Here is a 15,010-nt window from a genome sequence, read left to right as displayed (position 1 = left end):
CGCGGTCCGGACTGACTGATCCAGCAATGATCCAGTAATAAGGTGAAACCATGACTATCCCAAACTCCCCGGGCGGCCCGGCGCCGTCGTCGATGAATCTGCGCGGCGCTGTGGATCTGTCCGCGCTCAAGGCCCGCGCGCAGTCGAAGGGTGCGCAGGATTCCGGCACCGCAGCCCCTGGCGGCAGTTCGGGCGCAGGCGAACCCTCAAGCCCGTACATTGTCGATGTCACCGAGCAGGTGTTCCCGCAGCTCGTCCAGCTTTCGGCCCAGGTCCCGGTCATTGTGGCGCTCGGGGCGTCCTGGAGCGACCAGTCCGCACAGGTCATTTCCGTCCTCGAAACTATCGCCGTGGAGCAGGCAGGCGCGGTCTTGCTCGCCCGTGTGGACTTCGATTCCCAGCCCGGAATTGCCCAGGCATTCCAGGCACAGGGCGTCCCGACCGTCGTCGCGGTGCTGAAAGGCCAGCCGGTGCCGCTCTTCGAGGGGCCGCTCGAAGAAGCGCAGATCCGGTCCTATGTGGACGAGTTGCTGAAGGTGGCACAGGCAAACGGGGTCGCCGGGTCACTCAATGATGAACCGGGGAACGGAGATGCTCCATCAGAAGAGTCTGCCGAAGCTCCGCTGCCGCCGCTCCACCAGGAAGCGTTCGACGCCATCGAGTCCGGCGACTACGCCGCTGCGGCGGCAGCCTACCGTAAGGCGCTGGCCGAACAGCCGTCAGACTCCGACGCGAAGGCCGGCCTGGCACAGGTGGAACTGATGCAGCGCCTCGAAAGTGCTGATGCTGCGGCGCTCCGTGGTGCCGCAGCGGAGTCTCCCGAATCGGTGGAAGCGCAGTTGGCGGTCGCGGACCTCGACCTCTCGGGAGGGCACGTCGAGGACGCATTCAGCAGGCTCACGGGATTCATCGCCCGTTCCGCCGGCGAGGACCGAGAAGCTGCCCGTCTTCGCCTTCTGGCGTTGTTCGACATCGTGGGCCCCAGCGACCCGCGGGTAGTGAAGGCGCGCAGCGCGCTCGCGAGGGCACTTTTCTAAAGATCAGGGGACGGGTTTTAGTCCTTTCGGATGAGGAACCTGTGCTGGCTCAGTTGCTAGCGTGGAATCATGACTTCCCAACCTGTTGCGTCAGATTCGTCCGACCCGGACACAGTGGCGGGGCGGCCCGCGCTCGCACTGCGTGGCCTCGCAAAACGCTTCGGTGACAAGATCGCGGTCAACGGCATCGACCTGGACGTTCCGATAGGTTCCTTCTACGGGCTTGTGGGACCAAACGGAGCAGGGAAAACCACCACGCTGTCAATGGCCACTGGTCTTCTTCGTCCCGAACACGGGCAGGCGTGGGTGCACGGCGTCGACGTCTGGCAGAACCCGCTCAAGGCGAAGAAGCTGATGGGCATCCTGCCGGACGGGGTGCGGCTCTTCGACCGCCTCACGGGGGAGCAACTGGTCACCTATGCGGGACTGCTGCGCGGAATGGACCGCGACGAGGTGACTTCCAGGGTGGGTGACCTGTTGCGTGCGCTCGACCTGACCAACGACGCCGGCACCCTGGTGGTCGATTACTCGGCAGGCATGACCAAAAAGATTGCTCTGGCGTCCGCGCTCATCCACGCGCCGCGTCTTCTGGTGCTGGATGAACCGTTCGAGTCGGTGGACCCGGTATCTGCCGCGAACATCCGTGACATCCTGTCGAGCTATGTCAGCTCCGGCGGAACCGTCATCGTTTCAAGCCACGTTATGGACCTGGTGCAGCGCATGTGCGACCACGTTGCAGTGATCGCGGCGGGGACAGTGCTCGCCGCCGGAACAGTGGATGCCGTCCGTGGGGAAGCCAGCCTTGAGGACCGCTTCGTTGAACTGGTCGGCGGCAGGAACACCGCGGAGGGGTTGGCATGGTTGCGCACCTTATAAGGCTCAAACTCACACTGCTGCGGAACTCACTGAAGCGCAGCACCTGGCAGCTTATCGGGGTGATCCTCGGCAGCCTCTACGGTCTCGGATTGCTGGGGCTCGTGGTCGCGGGCCTGATCGCGCTGGGATCCGCGGACCAGGAACTCGTGCGCACCGTCGTCGTCATCGGAGGTTCCGTCACCGTGCTTGGGTGGCTCGTGATCCCGCTGGTGGCCGCCGGCGTCGACATGACGCTGGATCCGGCACGCTTCGTGACCTTCGCGGTACCGATGCGCCAGCTGATTGCCGGGCTGACCATTGGGGCAGTGGTCGGTATCCCCGGGGTGGTCACCCTGATCGCTTCGCTGACACTGGTCGCCACCTGGATCCGCTTTCCGCTTGCTGCGCTGGCAGCTGCGGTGTGCGCCGTGGGCGCGGTTCTTCTGTGCATTGTCGGATCGCGGCTGGTGACAACTGCGGGTACCGCGCTTGCGTCTTCGCGCAAGTTCAAGGACCTCAGCTCGACCGTCGCCATCATTCCGCTGATCCTTCTCGGCCCGATCATTGCTGGAATTACCGCCGGATTCCAAAGCTCCCCGGGCTTCGCCGGGCAACTGGCGGATGTTCTTGCCTGGACACCGCTTGGAGTTTTCTGGGCAGTTCCGGCGGACATTGCAGCGGGAAACGTGCCACTGGCGCTCGGACGGTTCGTCATCGGGGTGTTGACCATCGCCGTGCTGGGCTGGCTGTGGCAGAAGAGCCTCAGCCATGCACTGGTGACGCCAGCCTTCAACTCCGTGTCGCGAAAGGGTGCCGGCAATCTCGGGTTGTTCGCGCGCTTTCCTGCTACGCCGACCGGCGCGGTCGCAGCCCGCGCCCTGATCTACTGGATGCGCGATCCGCGCTACGCGGCGTCTGTGGTGATCGTGCCGCTGCTGCCGATCATCCTGTGGTTCATCAACCGCGAGTCCGGCGACCTGACGCTGCTCACCTATGTGGGTCCGCTCACCGCGTTCCTGCTGGCCTGGTCGATCTCCGCTGACATCTCCTACGACAACACCGCATTCTGGACTCACCTTTCGACGGGTGTCAGCGGCAAGGCAGACCGCGCGGGAAGGGTGCTTGCGCTCGGCGTGTTCGCTTTGCCGGTGACCATCGTGTTCACGGTGGTGCCACTCTGGCTGAACGGATCGCTGCAGGACCTGCCGATGATGCTGGGGCTGAGCATGGGCGCGCTCCTGACCGGCGCGGGGCTTTCCAGCGTGATTTCGGCCAGGTACACCTACAACGTTCCCCTGCCCGGCGAGAGCGCATTCAAGACCCCGCCCGGCACCAGCTTCTCTATGTTCACCATTCAGATGCTGGGCTGGATGGTGTTGCTTCTGCTTTTGCTCCCCGAGATCGCACTCACCATTGCTTACGTCGTCTCCGGCCATGCGGTGTATGGCTGGCTGACCCTTGCGGCAGGGCTCCTGCTGGGTACAACTGCGTTGATTCTGGGCATCCGGATCGGTGGGAAGTGGTATGACCGGCGGGGTCCTGAACTGCTCCAGGCCGTGAGCGTGAACAAGTGAGCTGCACCGCCTTGGACTGCCCGCCGGCAGTAGGATGGACCCTATGAGCACGCCAGCAGATCCTTTTGACGACAGCCCGCACGGAATGCCCGGAGACTCCGGGACCTCCACGGCAACGATCGAGCGCGAGGAACTTCGCGAGGAGGTCGAGCCGGGCGACCGGGAGCGGTTTGCGCACTATGTGCGCAAGGAAAAGATCATGGAATCTGCGCTCTCCGGCGAGCCGGTCATAGCCCTTTGTGGGAAGGTGTGGACACCCGGGCGCGATCCACAGAAGTTCCCCGTCTGCCCTGAGTGCAAGGAAATCTATAACTCCATGCGTTCCGGAGACGATTCCTAGAACCAACTTTTTCCGGCTTCCACTGAGCCATGAGCCCAGCGGAAGCTTTTCTTGCCGATGGGGTAAGCCATGCCTGAACCGGACGCTCCACCGCGCGGCGGAGCAATGTCCGCCCCGCTGCGGTCATTGACCGTCGGCGTCATCGCCATCATCACGTGTGCCGCCTTCGAGGCTATGGCGGTGGTCACGGCGATGCCGTCCGTGGCGTCGGAACTGAACGGTGTGGCCAGTTACGGTCTGGCGTTTTCGATGTACCTCACGGCCTCGCTGTTGGGCAGCGTGTTGGGTGGATCGTGGTGCGACCGGCGGGGCCCGCGCCCGGCGCTCGCCGTCGGCATGGGCCTGATGGTCCTCGGGCTGCTGATCTCCGGCAGCGCCCCGGTGTTCTGGCTGATGACTTCCGGCCGCGCCGTCTCGGGACTGGGCGGCGGTTTCATGATCGTTGCCGTGTACGTGATCATCGCTCAGGCGTATCCCCAACGGATGCAGCCTGTGGTCTTCGGCTGGCTTGCTGCCGCATGGGTGGTCCCTTCCCTGATCGGACCGTACCTTGCGGGCATCCTTGCGGAGGAGGCGAGCTGGCGGTGGGTCTTCCTGGGCGTGGCACCGGTTGTTCTCGCAGCCTTTCTGCTGGTGTGGCCTCGCACCGCGAGCCTGAAAGCTCCGGGACCGAGAAGAGCGCTTGACGCCGCAGCGCGCCGCAGCGCGGTGACGGGCGTATTGCTGGCGGGCGGCGTGTTCGCGGCGCAGTTCGGCCTGACCCGGGTTGCAGAATCGGGGTTCTCGGATCCGGTCTCCGGATGGTTTTACGTACTTCTCGGGATCGCGGGCATGGTTGCTGCGGCGGTAAGCCTTCCCCGGCTCCTGCCACACGGTACCTTGCGCCTTGCAAGCGGGCTGCCGAGCGTTATTGCCACCCGGGGCCTACTCACCGTGGCCTTCTTCGGCGCCGAGGCATTCATCCCGCTCATGCTGGTATCCGCCCATGGGTTGGACGCCTCCACGGCAGGCCTGACTCTCAGCGCCGCGGCGATCGGCTGGAGTGCGGGCTCGTTCGTGCAGGCGAGGGTCACCTTCCGCCGGCAATGGCTGCTGGTGATCGGAGCCTCCCTGCTGTCCATCAGCATCGGCTCTCTGGCGCTGACGGCGTTGGACGGCGTGCCGTTCTGGGCATTGGTGGTTGTGTGGAGCGCAGCCGGCTTCGCCATGGGCCTCACTCTCTCCAGCACTTCGGTGCTGGTGCTGAAACTTTCCAAGCCGGAGGAACAGGGACGGAACTCGGCCGCGCTTCAGCTCTCCGACCAGCTCGGCGGCGTGATCGGAACGGCGGGCGCCGGGGCATTGTTCGCACTGCTCCGGGACCCTTCGGACCCCGGGCAGGTGCCCGTCTTTGTTGCAATCTGGCTGGCTCTGTGTGTGTTCGCGGTTGTCGGTATAGTGGCCGGGTTGAGGGCTGCGCAGGGTGACCGGGCTGCCCTCCCAGCAGGTGCAGCCGAGCCGCGAAAGGTGTAAGTCCACACAAGTGAGCAACAACGCACTGTTCGGCACCACGCCGGCCCTGCCGCCTGCCTATCCAGAGCGCGCTGCGTGGGGTACAGCACCCAAGCTCCGTCAATGGCAGGAGGAAGCGCTCGCCAAGTACTTCGCCGATTCTCCGCAGGACTTCCTGGCCGTCGCCACGCCGGGTGCGGGCAAGACAACCTTCGCATTGCGCGTTGCCACGGAACTGGTGGAGCGGCGCATCGTCAACCGCATCGTCGTCGTCGCTCCCACGGACCACCTGAAGCGGCAATGGTCGGACGCCGCTGCGCGCGTGGGTCTATCCATCGACCCCAACTTCCGCAACGCGGACGGCCGTCACGGTCAGGGGTTCATCGGCGTGGCGGTGACCTACGCCCAGGTCGCGAGCAAACCGATGCTCCACCGTGCGAAGACCGAGGCCGCCAAGACGCTGGTAATCCTCGATGAGATCCACCACGGCGGCGACGCGCTGTCTTGGGGCGACGGCATCCGGGAGGCTTTCGAGCCGGCCACCCGGCGTCTGGCGCTGACCGGTACGCCGTTCCGTTCCGACACAGCGGCGATCCCCTTCGTGGAGTATGCCGAAGACGCGGACGGCATTCGCCGGTCCCGCTCCGACTACACGTACGGGTACGGCGACGCGCTGCGCGACCACGTGGTCCGTCCGGTCATCTTCATGGCGTACTCCGGCCAGATGCGCTGGCGCACCAGCGCCGGTGAGGAGATGGCGGCCTCCCTCGGGGAAGCGGCGGTGACAAAGGACATCACTGCCCAGGCCTGGCGGACAGCGCTGAATCCGAACGGCGAGTGGATTCCTGCGGTACTCGCGGCAGCGGACCGCCGGTTGACGGAGGTCCGGCGCACGGTTCCGGACGCGGGCGGTCTGGTAATCGCCACCGACCACGAGGATGCCCGCGCCTACGCCGGACAGTTGAAGAAGATTACCGGGGAATCGCCCACCGTCATCCTTTCCGATGATGCCAAGGCATCGGGGAAAATCGAGGACTTCTCCGCGTCCGAGACCCGCTGGATGGTCGCGGTCCGCATGGTGTCAGAAGGCGTTGACGTGCCGCGCCTGGCTGTCGGCGTCTACGCGACGTCGACAGCCACGCCGTTGTTCTTCGCGCAGGCGGTAGGGCGTTTCGTTCGCGCACGGCGGCGCGGAGAAACGGCGTCGGTCTTCCTGCCGTCCGTGCCGAATCTCATGCTGCTGGCCAACCAATTGGAGGTCGAGCGCGACCATGCACTGGACCGGCCGGATAACAACGAAGACGGTCTCGCACCGGAAGAGGCGCTCATGGAGGCGGCCAACCGGGAGGAGAAGGCCTCCGATGAGCTGACGAAGCAGAAGTTCGAGGCCCTCGAGTCGCAGGCGGCCTTCGACCGCGTCCTGTTCGACGGTGGTGAGTTCGGCACGGGCGGCGCGATGGGAAGCGAGGAGGAACTGGACTTTCTCGGAATTCCCGGCCTGCTGGACGCCGATCAGGTGGGCGTGCTTCTTCGCCAGCGGCAGCAGGAACAACAATCACGACGCCGGCCAGCTCAGTCAGGCTCCGCGGCTCAGGAACCCGCAGCGCCTGATGTCGTCGACCACCGGCAACTCACTGAACTGCGCGGACAACTCGCGAAGAACGTAGCGGCGTGGTCGGCGCGCTCCGGCATGCCGCATGGCGTTGTCCATACCGAGTTGCGGAAGGCGTGCGGCGGTCCGGCGGTTGCCCAGGCCAACGAGGAACAGCTGCAGCGGCGGTTGAAGAAGCTGCAGGACTGGTTCATTGGCCGTACCTGAGGACAACTGAGCTACCTGGAAGTCAACCGGCGAGGCATCGGGTCAATCGACCAGTTCGACGCCGGCATCTTCCAGTTCCACCAGTACCTCACCCAGGCGTTCAGCATGGACGGGACGGGTGTAGTCGACCAGTACTGACGTTGAGTAACCGGCGCCGACGGCGTCGAGCGCCGTGGCCCGGACGCAGTAATCCGCCGCAAGGCCTGCAATGACCACCTCGTCGACTTCGCGGTCGCGCAGCCAGTCATCCAACGAGACGGCGTCGTCCGGCAGGGCTGCCGGCACCGCCGTCAGCTTCTGCTCACCCGTCGGCACCTGGTCCTCGGGTGCCAGAACCCCTTCGAAGCCGGAATAGGCCGCTTCATACTGCCCCTTCCGGAACACCGCGTCGAAACTTTCGGTGTCGAGGTCGGGGTGGAACAGTGAACCGGCCTGCTCAGCGACACAGTGCACCGGCCAGGAGTCCACGTAGTCGGGCTCGTCGGAGAAGTGTGAACCAGGGTCGATGTGCCAGTCCTGCGTGGCGATGATGTAGTCATAATGGCCGGCTTCGGCGTCGATATGGTCGCTGAGGGACTGGGCAACTTCCGCGCCGCCGGAAACTGCAAGCGACCCGCCCTCGCAGAAATCGTTCTGCACGTCGACGATGATCAGCGCGCGGGTCATGGAAGCTCCTCGAACTCGGTGGGGATGGCAGGTTCTCCACGTTGGAGACGCATGACGGAACCGGGGAGTTCCGTCATGGAGTTCCGGTGACGCTCCGCGGCGCGGTGGACAGCCTCGGGGCCGGTCCAGAGATCCAGCACTTCTCCCTCCGCGACGAACTGCTGCAACAGCGGGCGGTCATTGCCGTCGTCGTGCGGTGCACGGCCCACGCCGATCACTTCGGCAACCGCGGTCCCGGACTGGTCCAGCCGTCGCAGCGCGTACTTCCGCCCGCCCACGGAAGCCTTGTTCGTGGCCGTCTTGGCTACTGAAACGAATGCTCCGTGATCGTCCGTGCGGCTCACCAGCTTGTAGACCATGCCCGCAGTTGGGGCTCCCGAGCCGGTCACCAGGGACGTTCCGACGCCGTAGGAGTCCACCGGCGCCGATGCCAGCAGGCCAATTGCGTATTCGTCAAGGTCCGAGGTGACTACGATGCGCGTCTGGTGGTTGCCGAGATCATCCAGAAGCCGGCGTACCCATCGCGCCTGTTCCACCAGATCGCCGGAATCCAGCCGGACTGCGCCGAGGTCCGGTCCACCCGCGGCGACGGCATTGCGGACGCCGCGTTCGACGTCGTATGTGTCCACCAGCAGCGAGGTTCCCTTGCCGAGCGCTGCCACCTGCGCGGCGAATGCCTCGGGCTCGGAGTCGTGGAGCAGCGTGAAGGAGTGGGCGGCGGTCCCGACGGTCGAAATGCCATAGCGTCGCCCGGCCTCCAGGTTGGACGTGCTTGCGAAGCCGCCGATAATCGCGGCCCGTGCCGCAGCCACGGCGGACTCCTCCTGCGTGCGGCGCGACCCCATCTCAATGCACGGCCGGGAGCCGGCGGCACCGGTCATTCGCGAAGCGGCGGAGGCGATGGCGCTGTCGTGGTTCAGGACGGACAACAGGTACGTCTCCAAGATGCACGCCTGAGCGAAACTGCCCTCGACAATGAGGATCGGTGAGTGCGGGAAGTACGCCTCGCCCTCTGCGTAGCCCCAGATATTGCCGGTGAACCGGAAACGGGACAGCCAGTCCAGTGTGGCGTCGTCGACCACCTCCGCGGCTGCCAGGGCATCCAGCTGGGAGGTTTCGAAGCGGAAGTGCTGCAGCCCCTCAAGCAGCCTGCCGGTGCCGGCAACGACGCCGTAGCGCCGCCCCTCGGGAAGCCGGCGGGTGAAGACCTCGAACACCGAGGTGCGGTGTGCGGCCCCCGAATGCAGGGCGGCCTGCAGCATGGTCAACTCGTAGTGGTCGGTATAGAGCGCGGAGTTGGGATGCTGCCAGGTGCTATTGGGGCTCACACGAAAACTCTAGCCCCGCGTCCGGCCAATGAGTACCGTCGGTTTCACGTCAGGTAAGGGCAGTCGCCGACCTACAATGGGGATCATGAGTGTTGGCGTTGTTCCCGAAACCCACCAGCGTGAGGAAACCGACGTTGACCACCTGACGAGTATCGACGTGCCGTGGGTTGTGATTGTGTGGAATGATCCGGTGAACCTCATGAGCTATGTGACGTACGTTTTCCAGACGTACTTCGGTTACAGCGAAGCGAAGGCCCGCACGCTGATGCTCGAGGTGCATGAGCAGGGCCGATCGGTGGTTTCCACCGGCTCGCGCGAACAGGCGGAGCGGGACACCGTGGCGATGCATTCATTCGGTTTGTGGGCCACTTTCCAGACAGCGGACGCATAGGGGAGAAGCAGGTGGCAAAGGCATTCAAGGCAACGCGGCGCGGTATCGCGGGTGAGTTCGAGGCAGGCGAGCTGAGGCTGCTACGCCGCCTGTTCGACGACGTCGTGCAGCTCCTTGAGCCTGAAGTCCGCGAGAACGAGGACCCGCTGGCGGCCCTGGTCGGACTCGATTCAGAGGCCGTCAAGCCTGAAGACAGTGCGGTTGGCCGGCTGCTGCCGGATGCGGTGCGGAACGACGACGCCGAGGCCCTCGAGTTCAGGCGCCTCACCGAGCGCTCGCTTCGGGAGGACAAAGTCGGCGCGCTGAGGGGAGCCGCCCTGCTGCTGGAGAACCCCCAGGTTCTCCTGAATCCCGAGCAGGCGCAGATGCTTGCCCGCGCCTTCAATGACGTGCGGCTGGTCCTGGCGGACCGGCTCCGGATCGAAACGGATGAGGATGCGGCGCGTCTGCACGAGATCGCAGATCTGGAGGACGCGGAGGACCTTGAATCGTATCTTGCGCTGGTCTATAACTTCGTGACCTGGTTGCAGGAGGGGCTGATGCAGGCACTTCTGGGCGCAGCTCATCGATGAGTGATGTGACCAAGGACACGCCCTCTCGCTTAGCTAATGGGGGCGGCGCGTCCTATCCTCAAAGGATCATGAGTTCTGCCGCTGCCGACGACGCCGTCTTCCAGACTACGGAGGCGCCGATCGGCATTTTTGATTCCGGCGTGGGTGGTCTGACCGTGGCCCGTGCCGTGATCGATCAGTTGCCGCATGAGTCCGTTCTCTATGTCGGGGACACCGCTCACGGGCCATACGGGCCGCTTCCCATCGCGCAGGTGCGTGCCCACGCGCTCGGGGTGATGGATGAGCTGGTCGATTCCGGCGTCAAACTGTTGGTCATTGCCTGCAACTCCGCATCCGCAGCGGTGCTGCGCGATGCACGCGAACGCTACACGGCGCGCTACGGCATCCCCGTGATCGAGGTGATCCAACCCGCGGTCCGGAGAGCGGTCGCGTCGACGCGCACCGGTCGCATAGGAGTCATCGGGACCAGCGCAACCGTCGGCTCACGCGCATACGAGGACACCTTCGCCGCGGCCCCGCATCTGGAGATAGTCTCCGCGGCGTGCCCGGCATTCGTTGAGTTCGTAGAAGCCGGGATTACCGCCGGCCCGGACCTGCTGGCAACCGCCGCAGGCTACCTTTCACCCCTGCGTGATGCGGACGTGGACACGCTCGTTCTCGGCTGTACCCACTACCCTCTGCTCACCGGCGTGATTTCCTACGTCATGGGAGATTCCGTCACCCTGGTCTCCAGCGCGGAGGAAACCGCCAAAGACGTATACCGAGCCCTCGTCTCACACGATTTGCTGCGTACGGCCTCCACACCGCCGCGACACCATTTCGTTGCAACCGGCGACGCCGCGAGGTTCGAGGAGCTGGCGCGGCGCTTCCTCGGCCCGGAAGTACTGAGCGTTGAGCACGTTGACCGGGTGGCCGCCCAGTACCCGACAGGCAGCATGGCACGCATCACGCCGGAGATGATCTCCTCGGCGCGAGCGGATGCAGGTCCCGGGACACCCCAGCGATGAAATTGACCATCGTCGGATGCAGCGGCTCCTTTCCCGGCCCGCAGTCACCTGCTTCCTGCTACCTCATTACGGTGCAGGAAGACGGCAAGACCTGGCGGATCCTGCTGGACCTGGGCAATGGCTCACTCGGTGCCCTGCAGCGCTACATGGACCTCAGGGATATTGACGGTATCTTCCTGACCCACCTGCATCCCGACCATTGCATGGACCTTTGCGGGCTCCATGTCGCAGTCCATTGGGACCCGGAAGGATGGAACCAGCCACGTATTCCGGTCTGGGGCCCGGCCGCTACGGCGGACCGCATGGCAACGGCCTATGGCCTGGACCCCGAGCCGGGCATGCACGAGGACTTCGAGTTTCACTCCTGGGCGCCGCGTACGCCCGTGACGCTGGGGCCGTTCACCATTACTCCTTTCCCCGTGCTGCACCCCGTCGAGGAGGCATATGCGCTGCGGGTTGAGGTGTCGGATCCCGAAGCGCCCGGCGGCAAGCGGATCCTGACCTACTCCGGCGACACGGACGCGTGTGAGGGTCTGGTCGAGGCTGCCGCCGGTTCGAGCATCTTCCTCTGCGAAGCCGCGTTTCACGAGGGCCGCGACGACGCCATCCGCGGCGTGCACCTCACCGGCAAGCGTGCAGGTGACGTAGCTTCCGCTGCAGCGTCCCGGCGTCTGTTGCTCACCCACCTGCCGGTCTGGAATGACGCCGTGCGAACCATGGAGGAGGCCCGGACCAGTTACGCCGGCGACGTCGCGGTGGCGGTAGCCGGAGTCTCCTACGCAGTCTGACCCGGTGTCTCCTTAGCGCCGCCTAAGGAGTCGCCCGCCCCGAAGCGGCTCTGGCAGACTTGGCGTATGACTTCCGCTTCCTCACAGATTCCTGCGTCAACACGCGCCACTGTCCGTGCTGACGGGCGCGCGCCGGACCAGCTTCGTCCGATCAGCATCACCAGGGGGTGGTCCAACCAGGCCGAGGGCTCAGCCCTGATCGAGTTCGGCAATACCCGGGTGCTGTGCACGGCTTCACTGACCGCAGGTGTTCCACGCTGGCTCAAAGGCGAGGGCAAAGGGTGGGTGACGGCCGAGTACGCCATGCTCCCGCGCGCCACGAATACACGCTCGGATCGGGAATCTGTGAAAGGCCGGATCGGCGGACGCACCCACGAGATTTCCCGGCTTATCGGCCGGTCGCTGCGCTCCATCATCGATACGAGGGCGCTTGGGGAGAACACCATCGTGCTGGACTGCGATGTACTCCAGGCCGACGGCGGCACCCGCACCGCCGCGATTACCGGCGCCTACGTGGCACTGGCCGAGGCGATCCGTTACGCGAAGGAGCACGGCATCATTGCCCAGTCCGCCCGGCCGCTGACGGACACCGTTGCGGCAGTCAGCGTCGGGATCATTGACGGAGTGCCCATGCTGGACCTGCCATATGTGGAGGACGTGCGCGCTGAGACTGACATGAACGTTGTGGTGACCGGGAGCGGAAGTTTCGTTGAAGTGCAGGGTACTGCCGAGGGCGCACCGTTTGACCGGGCCGAGCTGGATGCCCTGCTTGACCTTGCACTGCTTGGCACCGGTCAGCTCGCGCAGATTCAACGGGACACCATCGGCGGGAGCGCCGGTGCCTGAGGCGCGGCTCGTCCTGGCTACGCGGAACGCCGGCAAGCTGCGTGAACTGCGCGCGTTGCTGCGCGACCAGGTACCGGGTCTCGACGTCGACACCCAGGTGATCGACGCCGTCGCGGCCGGTGCGCCCGATGTCGTCGAAAGCGGTGTGACCTTCGAGGAGAACGCGCTCCTGAAGGCCCATGCGGTCGCCGATGCCACGGGTATCCCCGCGGTGGCGGATGATTCCGGCCTGGCGGTCGATGTGCTGGGCGGCGCGCCGGGAATCTTCTCTGCCCGCTGGTCCGGCAGGCACGGCGACGACGGCGCGAACCTGCGCCTGCTGCTGGGCCAGCTCAGCGACGTACCACCCGATAGGCGGGCGGCGAGGTTTGTGTGTGCCGCGGCGCTCGCGCTGCCGGGCGGCGCCGAAACTGTGACCCGGGGCGAGCTGCGCGGCACGCTCCTTGCTGCTCCGCGCGGGGACGGTGGCTTTGGGTACGATCCAATTCTTCAGCCCGAGGGGCTGGACCGCAGCTGCGCCGAACTTTCAGCTGACGAAAAGAACTCGATCAGTCATCGCTCGAAGGCTTTCAGGGAACTGCTGGCCGCCCTCGTGGAGGCTCTGCGCTAAGCGTATCGACGGCGGTCCCCTGATGTGCTTTCTTCACTGCGATGCCTGATAGGGCAGACTTAACCGGGTTATGAGAACAGAACTGAGCACCATGGCGCCCACCCAGACCGGCAATGAATCCCTACTCGGGGGTGTCGCCGACTGGGCCGTCACCATGATGGAAACAATCGGGGCACCGGGCGCAGGACTCGCTATCGCCCTCGAAAACCTCTTCCCCCCGCTGCCCAGTGAAGTGATTCTGCCGCTGGCAGGCTTCACTGCGAGCCGGGGAGATTTTTCCCTCGCTGAGGCGCTGTTCTGGACAACTGCGGGATCCGTCGTCGGCGCGTACCTGCTCTATCTACTCGGTGTACTGCTGGGACGTGACCGGATGCGCCGGCTTGTGGCCAGGGTGCCGCTGGTGGACATTGAGGACGTGGACAGTGTAGAGGCCTGGTTCAACCGGCACGGTTACAAGGCCGTGTTCTTTGGTCGAATGGTGCCCATCTTCCGCAGCCTGGTGTCCATCCCGGCCGGCATTGAACGGATGCCGGTCTGGAAGTTCCTTGGCCTCACTCTCGCGGGAAGCCTGATCTGGAACACCATTTTTGTGCTCTCGGGATACTACCTTGGCGAGAACTGGCACCTCGTGGAGCAGTACGCGGACATCTTCCAGAAGCTCGTGATTGCCGCCGTGGTGCTGCTGGTCGCCTTCTTCGTGGTGAGCAAGGTACGCAAGGTCCGGCGTAGGCGCCAGTCGTCATGATGAGCCTGGCTGATGTGTGGCCGCTCTTCGATCTGGAGCTTCGTACACCGCGGCTTCGGCTGGCGCTTGTCCGTGACGAACAGCTGCCCGAGGTTGTCGACGCCGTACTGGCCGGAATCCACGACCCGTCCGTCATGCCGTTCAGTGTGCCGTGGACCGAAGCGCCGCGCGAGCAGCTGATACGCGAGACAGCCAAGCACCAGTGGCGCCAGCGGTGCACTGTGGAGCCCGGGAACTGGACTTTGAATTTCGCTGTGGAGTTCGAGGGCCGGGTGGTGGGCATGCAGGACGTTTCTGCACGGGACTTCGCGTTGCTGCGGACGGTCCACAGCGGTTCCTGGCTCACCCAGGCCGTGCAGGGTCAGGGGCTCGGCAAGGAAATGCGTGCCGCCGTCGTACTGTTCGCCTTCGATTACCTGAACGCGACGGCCGCGCTGTCCGAGGCGGCCGAGTGGAACGGCGCGTCGCTGGGAGTGTCGAAGAGTCTCGGCTACCGCGCGAACGGCGTGTCCGACGTCGTCGGCCGCCCCCGAGAAGTGATCCGACTGGTGCATATCCGTCTTGAGGAGGAGTTCCTTACGCGGCCGGAGTGGAGCCTTCAGGTGAGCGGTTTCGAGCCGGTGAGGGCGCTGCTCACCGGCGGGTAGAGTGCACGCAGCATCGGCATGGTCCCAGCACCACTCCCAAACGTTGCCGAGCATGTCGAACAGTCCGTAGGCGTTCGGTAACTTGAGCCAACCTCCTGTGGCGCGCGTACGCCGTCGGTCGCTGTCCATGCGATAGCGGTGAGGTCGCCGTAGGTGGGCGTCGATGTGCCCGCCGTGCCTGCGGGCACAGTTGCCGTCTGGATGTCGATTAGCCGCATGCGTCCATTGTTCAGTGCTGTTCCTGCCGGACACGAAATTCCGCTTGACTTCCTCAGTCTTGGTTATATGGTTAGT

16 protein-coding genes and 1 pseudogene are annotated in these 15,010 nt (G+C 65.0%); 14 read left to right on the top strand and 3 right to left on the bottom strand.

Annotation, left to right across the window (positions count from 1 at the left end; all coding sequences use genetic code 11):
- The first annotated feature begins 50 nt into the window (after positions 1–50).
- The 6 genes from ACX80C_RS03765 to ACX80C_RS03740 all read left to right on the top strand — a co-directional run bounded on the left by ACX80C_RS03765 (position 51) and on the right by ACX80C_RS03740 (position 7,116).
- Positions 51–1,037 carry a co-chaperone YbbN gene (locus ACX80C_RS03765; RefSeq protein WP_459324892.1) on the top strand — a complete coding sequence of 329 codons (987 nt, stop codon included), beginning with the start codon at positions 51–53 and terminating at the stop codon, positions 1,035–1,037.
- Between the two features lie 69 nt (positions 1,038–1,106).
- Positions 1,107–1,913 (top strand): ABC transporter ATP-binding protein, encoded by an 807-nt coding sequence (locus ACX80C_RS03760; RefSeq protein WP_459324891.1) that lies wholly within the window; start codon positions 1,107–1,109, stop codon positions 1,911–1,913.
- Positions 1,895–3,466: a transporter gene (locus ACX80C_RS03755; RefSeq protein WP_459324890.1), complete on the top strand. Its 1,572-nt coding sequence runs from the start codon at positions 1,895–1,897 to the stop codon at positions 3,464–3,466. Before ACX80C_RS03760 ends, ACX80C_RS03755 begins: the two co-directional genes overlap by 19 nt.
- A 43-nt stretch (positions 3,467–3,509) precedes the next feature.
- Positions 3,510–3,806, top strand: coding sequence for a DUF3039 domain-containing protein (locus tag ACX80C_RS03750; protein WP_245192279.1), 297 nt, complete (start codon positions 3,510–3,512; stop codon positions 3,804–3,806).
- A 69-nt stretch (positions 3,807–3,875) separates the two neighbouring features.
- A complete protein-coding gene (locus tag ACX80C_RS03745) occupies positions 3,876–5,318 on the top strand; it encodes an MFS transporter (protein WP_459324889.1) in 1,443 nt (480 codons plus the stop codon).
- Positions 5,319–5,328: 10 nt separating this feature from the next.
- On the top strand, positions 5,329–7,116 hold the full coding sequence (locus tag ACX80C_RS03740) for a DEAD/DEAH box helicase (RefSeq protein ID WP_459324888.1): 1,788 nt from the start codon (positions 5,329–5,331) through the stop codon (positions 7,114–7,116).
- Positions 7,117–7,158: 42 nt separating this feature from the next.
- Here ACX80C_RS03740 and ACX80C_RS03735 read toward each other — a convergent pair whose 3' ends face one another.
- Positions 7,159–7,782: an isochorismatase family protein gene (locus ACX80C_RS03735; protein WP_459324887.1), complete on the bottom strand. Its 624-nt coding sequence runs from the start codon at positions 7,780–7,782 to the stop codon at positions 7,159–7,161.
- A complete protein-coding gene (locus ACX80C_RS03730; protein WP_459324886.1) occupies positions 7,779–9,110 on the bottom strand; it encodes a nicotinate phosphoribosyltransferase in 1,332 nt (443 codons plus the stop codon). The genes ACX80C_RS03735 and ACX80C_RS03730 overlap by 4 nt, the downstream gene beginning before the upstream one ends.
- Before the next feature lie 85 nt (positions 9,111–9,195).
- On the opposite strand from ACX80C_RS03730, the gene clpS reads away from it, so the two are divergent.
- From clpS to ACX80C_RS03690, 8 genes are all read left to right on the top strand, one after another.
- Positions 9,196–9,501, top strand: coding sequence for an ATP-dependent Clp protease adapter ClpS (gene clpS, locus ACX80C_RS03725; RefSeq protein ID WP_459324884.1), 306 nt, complete (start codon positions 9,196–9,198; stop codon positions 9,499–9,501).
- Positions 9,502–9,512: 11 nt separating this feature from the next.
- Positions 9,513–10,073, top strand: a complete 561-nt coding sequence (locus tag ACX80C_RS03720; protein ID WP_459324883.1) for a DUF2017 domain-containing protein — start codon at positions 9,513–9,515, stop codon at positions 10,071–10,073.
- A 68-nt stretch (positions 10,074–10,141) separates the two neighbouring features.
- Positions 10,142–11,080, top strand: a complete 939-nt coding sequence (gene murI, locus ACX80C_RS03715; protein WP_459324882.1) for a glutamate racemase — start codon at positions 10,142–10,144, stop codon at positions 11,078–11,080.
- Positions 11,077–11,868: an MBL fold metallo-hydrolase gene (locus ACX80C_RS03710; RefSeq protein WP_459324881.1), complete on the top strand. Its 792-nt coding sequence runs from the start codon at positions 11,077–11,079 to the stop codon at positions 11,866–11,868. The genes murI and ACX80C_RS03710 overlap by 4 nt, the downstream gene beginning before the upstream one ends.
- 66 nt (positions 11,869–11,934) lie before the next feature.
- Positions 11,935–12,714 carry a ribonuclease PH gene (gene rph, locus ACX80C_RS03705; protein ID WP_459324880.1) on the top strand — a complete coding sequence of 260 codons (780 nt, stop codon included), beginning with the start codon at positions 11,935–11,937 and terminating at the stop codon, positions 12,712–12,714.
- Positions 12,629–13,324, top strand: a complete 696-nt coding sequence (rdgB, locus tag ACX80C_RS03700) for an RdgB/HAM1 family non-canonical purine NTP pyrophosphatase (protein ID WP_459324879.1) — start codon at positions 12,629–12,631, stop codon at positions 13,322–13,324. The genes rph and rdgB overlap by 86 nt, the downstream gene beginning before the upstream one ends.
- A 70-nt stretch (positions 13,325–13,394) precedes the next feature.
- The gene (locus ACX80C_RS03695) at positions 13,395–14,069 is read left to right on the top strand and encodes a DedA family protein (RefSeq protein WP_459324877.1); all 675 of its coding nucleotides are present in this window, start codon (positions 13,395–13,397) and stop codon (positions 14,067–14,069) included.
- Complete coding sequence (locus tag ACX80C_RS03690; RefSeq protein WP_459324876.1) at positions 14,066–14,716, top strand: GNAT family N-acetyltransferase; 651 nt, start codon at positions 14,066–14,068, stop codon at positions 14,714–14,716. Before ACX80C_RS03695 ends, ACX80C_RS03690 begins: the two co-directional genes overlap by 4 nt.
- 6 nt (positions 14,717–14,722) lie before the next feature.
- Here the strand turns inward: ACX80C_RS03690 and ACX80C_RS03685 are convergent.
- Positions 14,723–14,889: pseudogene (locus tag ACX80C_RS03685) on the bottom strand (SUMF1/EgtB/PvdO family nonheme iron enzyme); the annotation flags it as partial.
- Between the last annotated feature and the right edge of the window lie 121 nt (positions 14,890–15,010).

The organism is Arthrobacter tecti, assembly GCF_054511355.1.
Note: the sequence above shows the minus strand (reverse complement) of the source record. Positions and strands in the feature narration are given on the sequence as shown.

What these genes read in the sequence shown, in the direction of transcription:
- clpS (WP_459324884.1), top strand. Translation starts at nt 9,196, where the DNA reads ATGAGTGTTGGCGTTGTTCCCGAAACCCACCAGCGTGAGGAAACCGAC.
- ACX80C_RS03760 (WP_459324891.1), top strand. Translation starts at nt 1,107, where the DNA reads ATGACTTCCCAACCTGTTGCGTCAGATTCGTCCGACCCGGACACAGTG.
- rph (WP_459324880.1), top strand. Translation starts at nt 11,935, where the DNA reads ATGACTTCCGCTTCCTCACAGATTCCTGCGTCAACACGCGCCACTGTC.
- ACX80C_RS03755 (WP_459324890.1), top strand. Translation starts at nt 1,895, where the DNA reads ATGGTTGCGCACCTTATAAGGCTCAAACTCACACTGCTGCGGAACTCA.
- ACX80C_RS03745 (WP_459324889.1), top strand. Translation starts at nt 3,876, where the DNA reads ATGCCTGAACCGGACGCTCCACCGCGCGGCGGAGCAATGTCCGCCCCG.
- ACX80C_RS03710 (WP_459324881.1), top strand. Translation starts at nt 11,077, where the DNA reads ATGAAATTGACCATCGTCGGATGCAGCGGCTCCTTTCCCGGCCCGCAG.
- ACX80C_RS03690 (WP_459324876.1), top strand. Translation starts at nt 14,066, where the DNA reads ATGATGAGCCTGGCTGATGTGTGGCCGCTCTTCGATCTGGAGCTTCGT.
- ACX80C_RS03695 (WP_459324877.1), top strand. Translation starts at nt 13,395, where the DNA reads ATGAGAACAGAACTGAGCACCATGGCGCCCACCCAGACCGGCAATGAA.
- murI (WP_459324882.1), top strand. Translation starts at nt 10,142, where the DNA reads ATGAGTTCTGCCGCTGCCGACGACGCCGTCTTCCAGACTACGGAGGCG.
- ACX80C_RS03765 (WP_459324892.1), top strand. Translation starts at nt 51, where the DNA reads ATGACTATCCCAAACTCCCCGGGCGGCCCGGCGCCGTCGTCGATGAAT.
- ACX80C_RS03735 (WP_459324887.1), bottom strand. Translation starts at nt 7,782, where the DNA reads ATGACCCGCGCGCTGATCATCGTCGACGTGCAGAACGATTTCTGCGAG.
- ACX80C_RS03750 (WP_245192279.1), top strand. Translation starts at nt 3,510, where the DNA reads ATGAGCACGCCAGCAGATCCTTTTGACGACAGCCCGCACGGAATGCCC.
- rdgB (WP_459324879.1), top strand. Translation starts at nt 12,629, where the DNA reads ATGCCCTGCTTGACCTTGCACTGCTTGGCACCGGTCAGCTCGCGCAGA.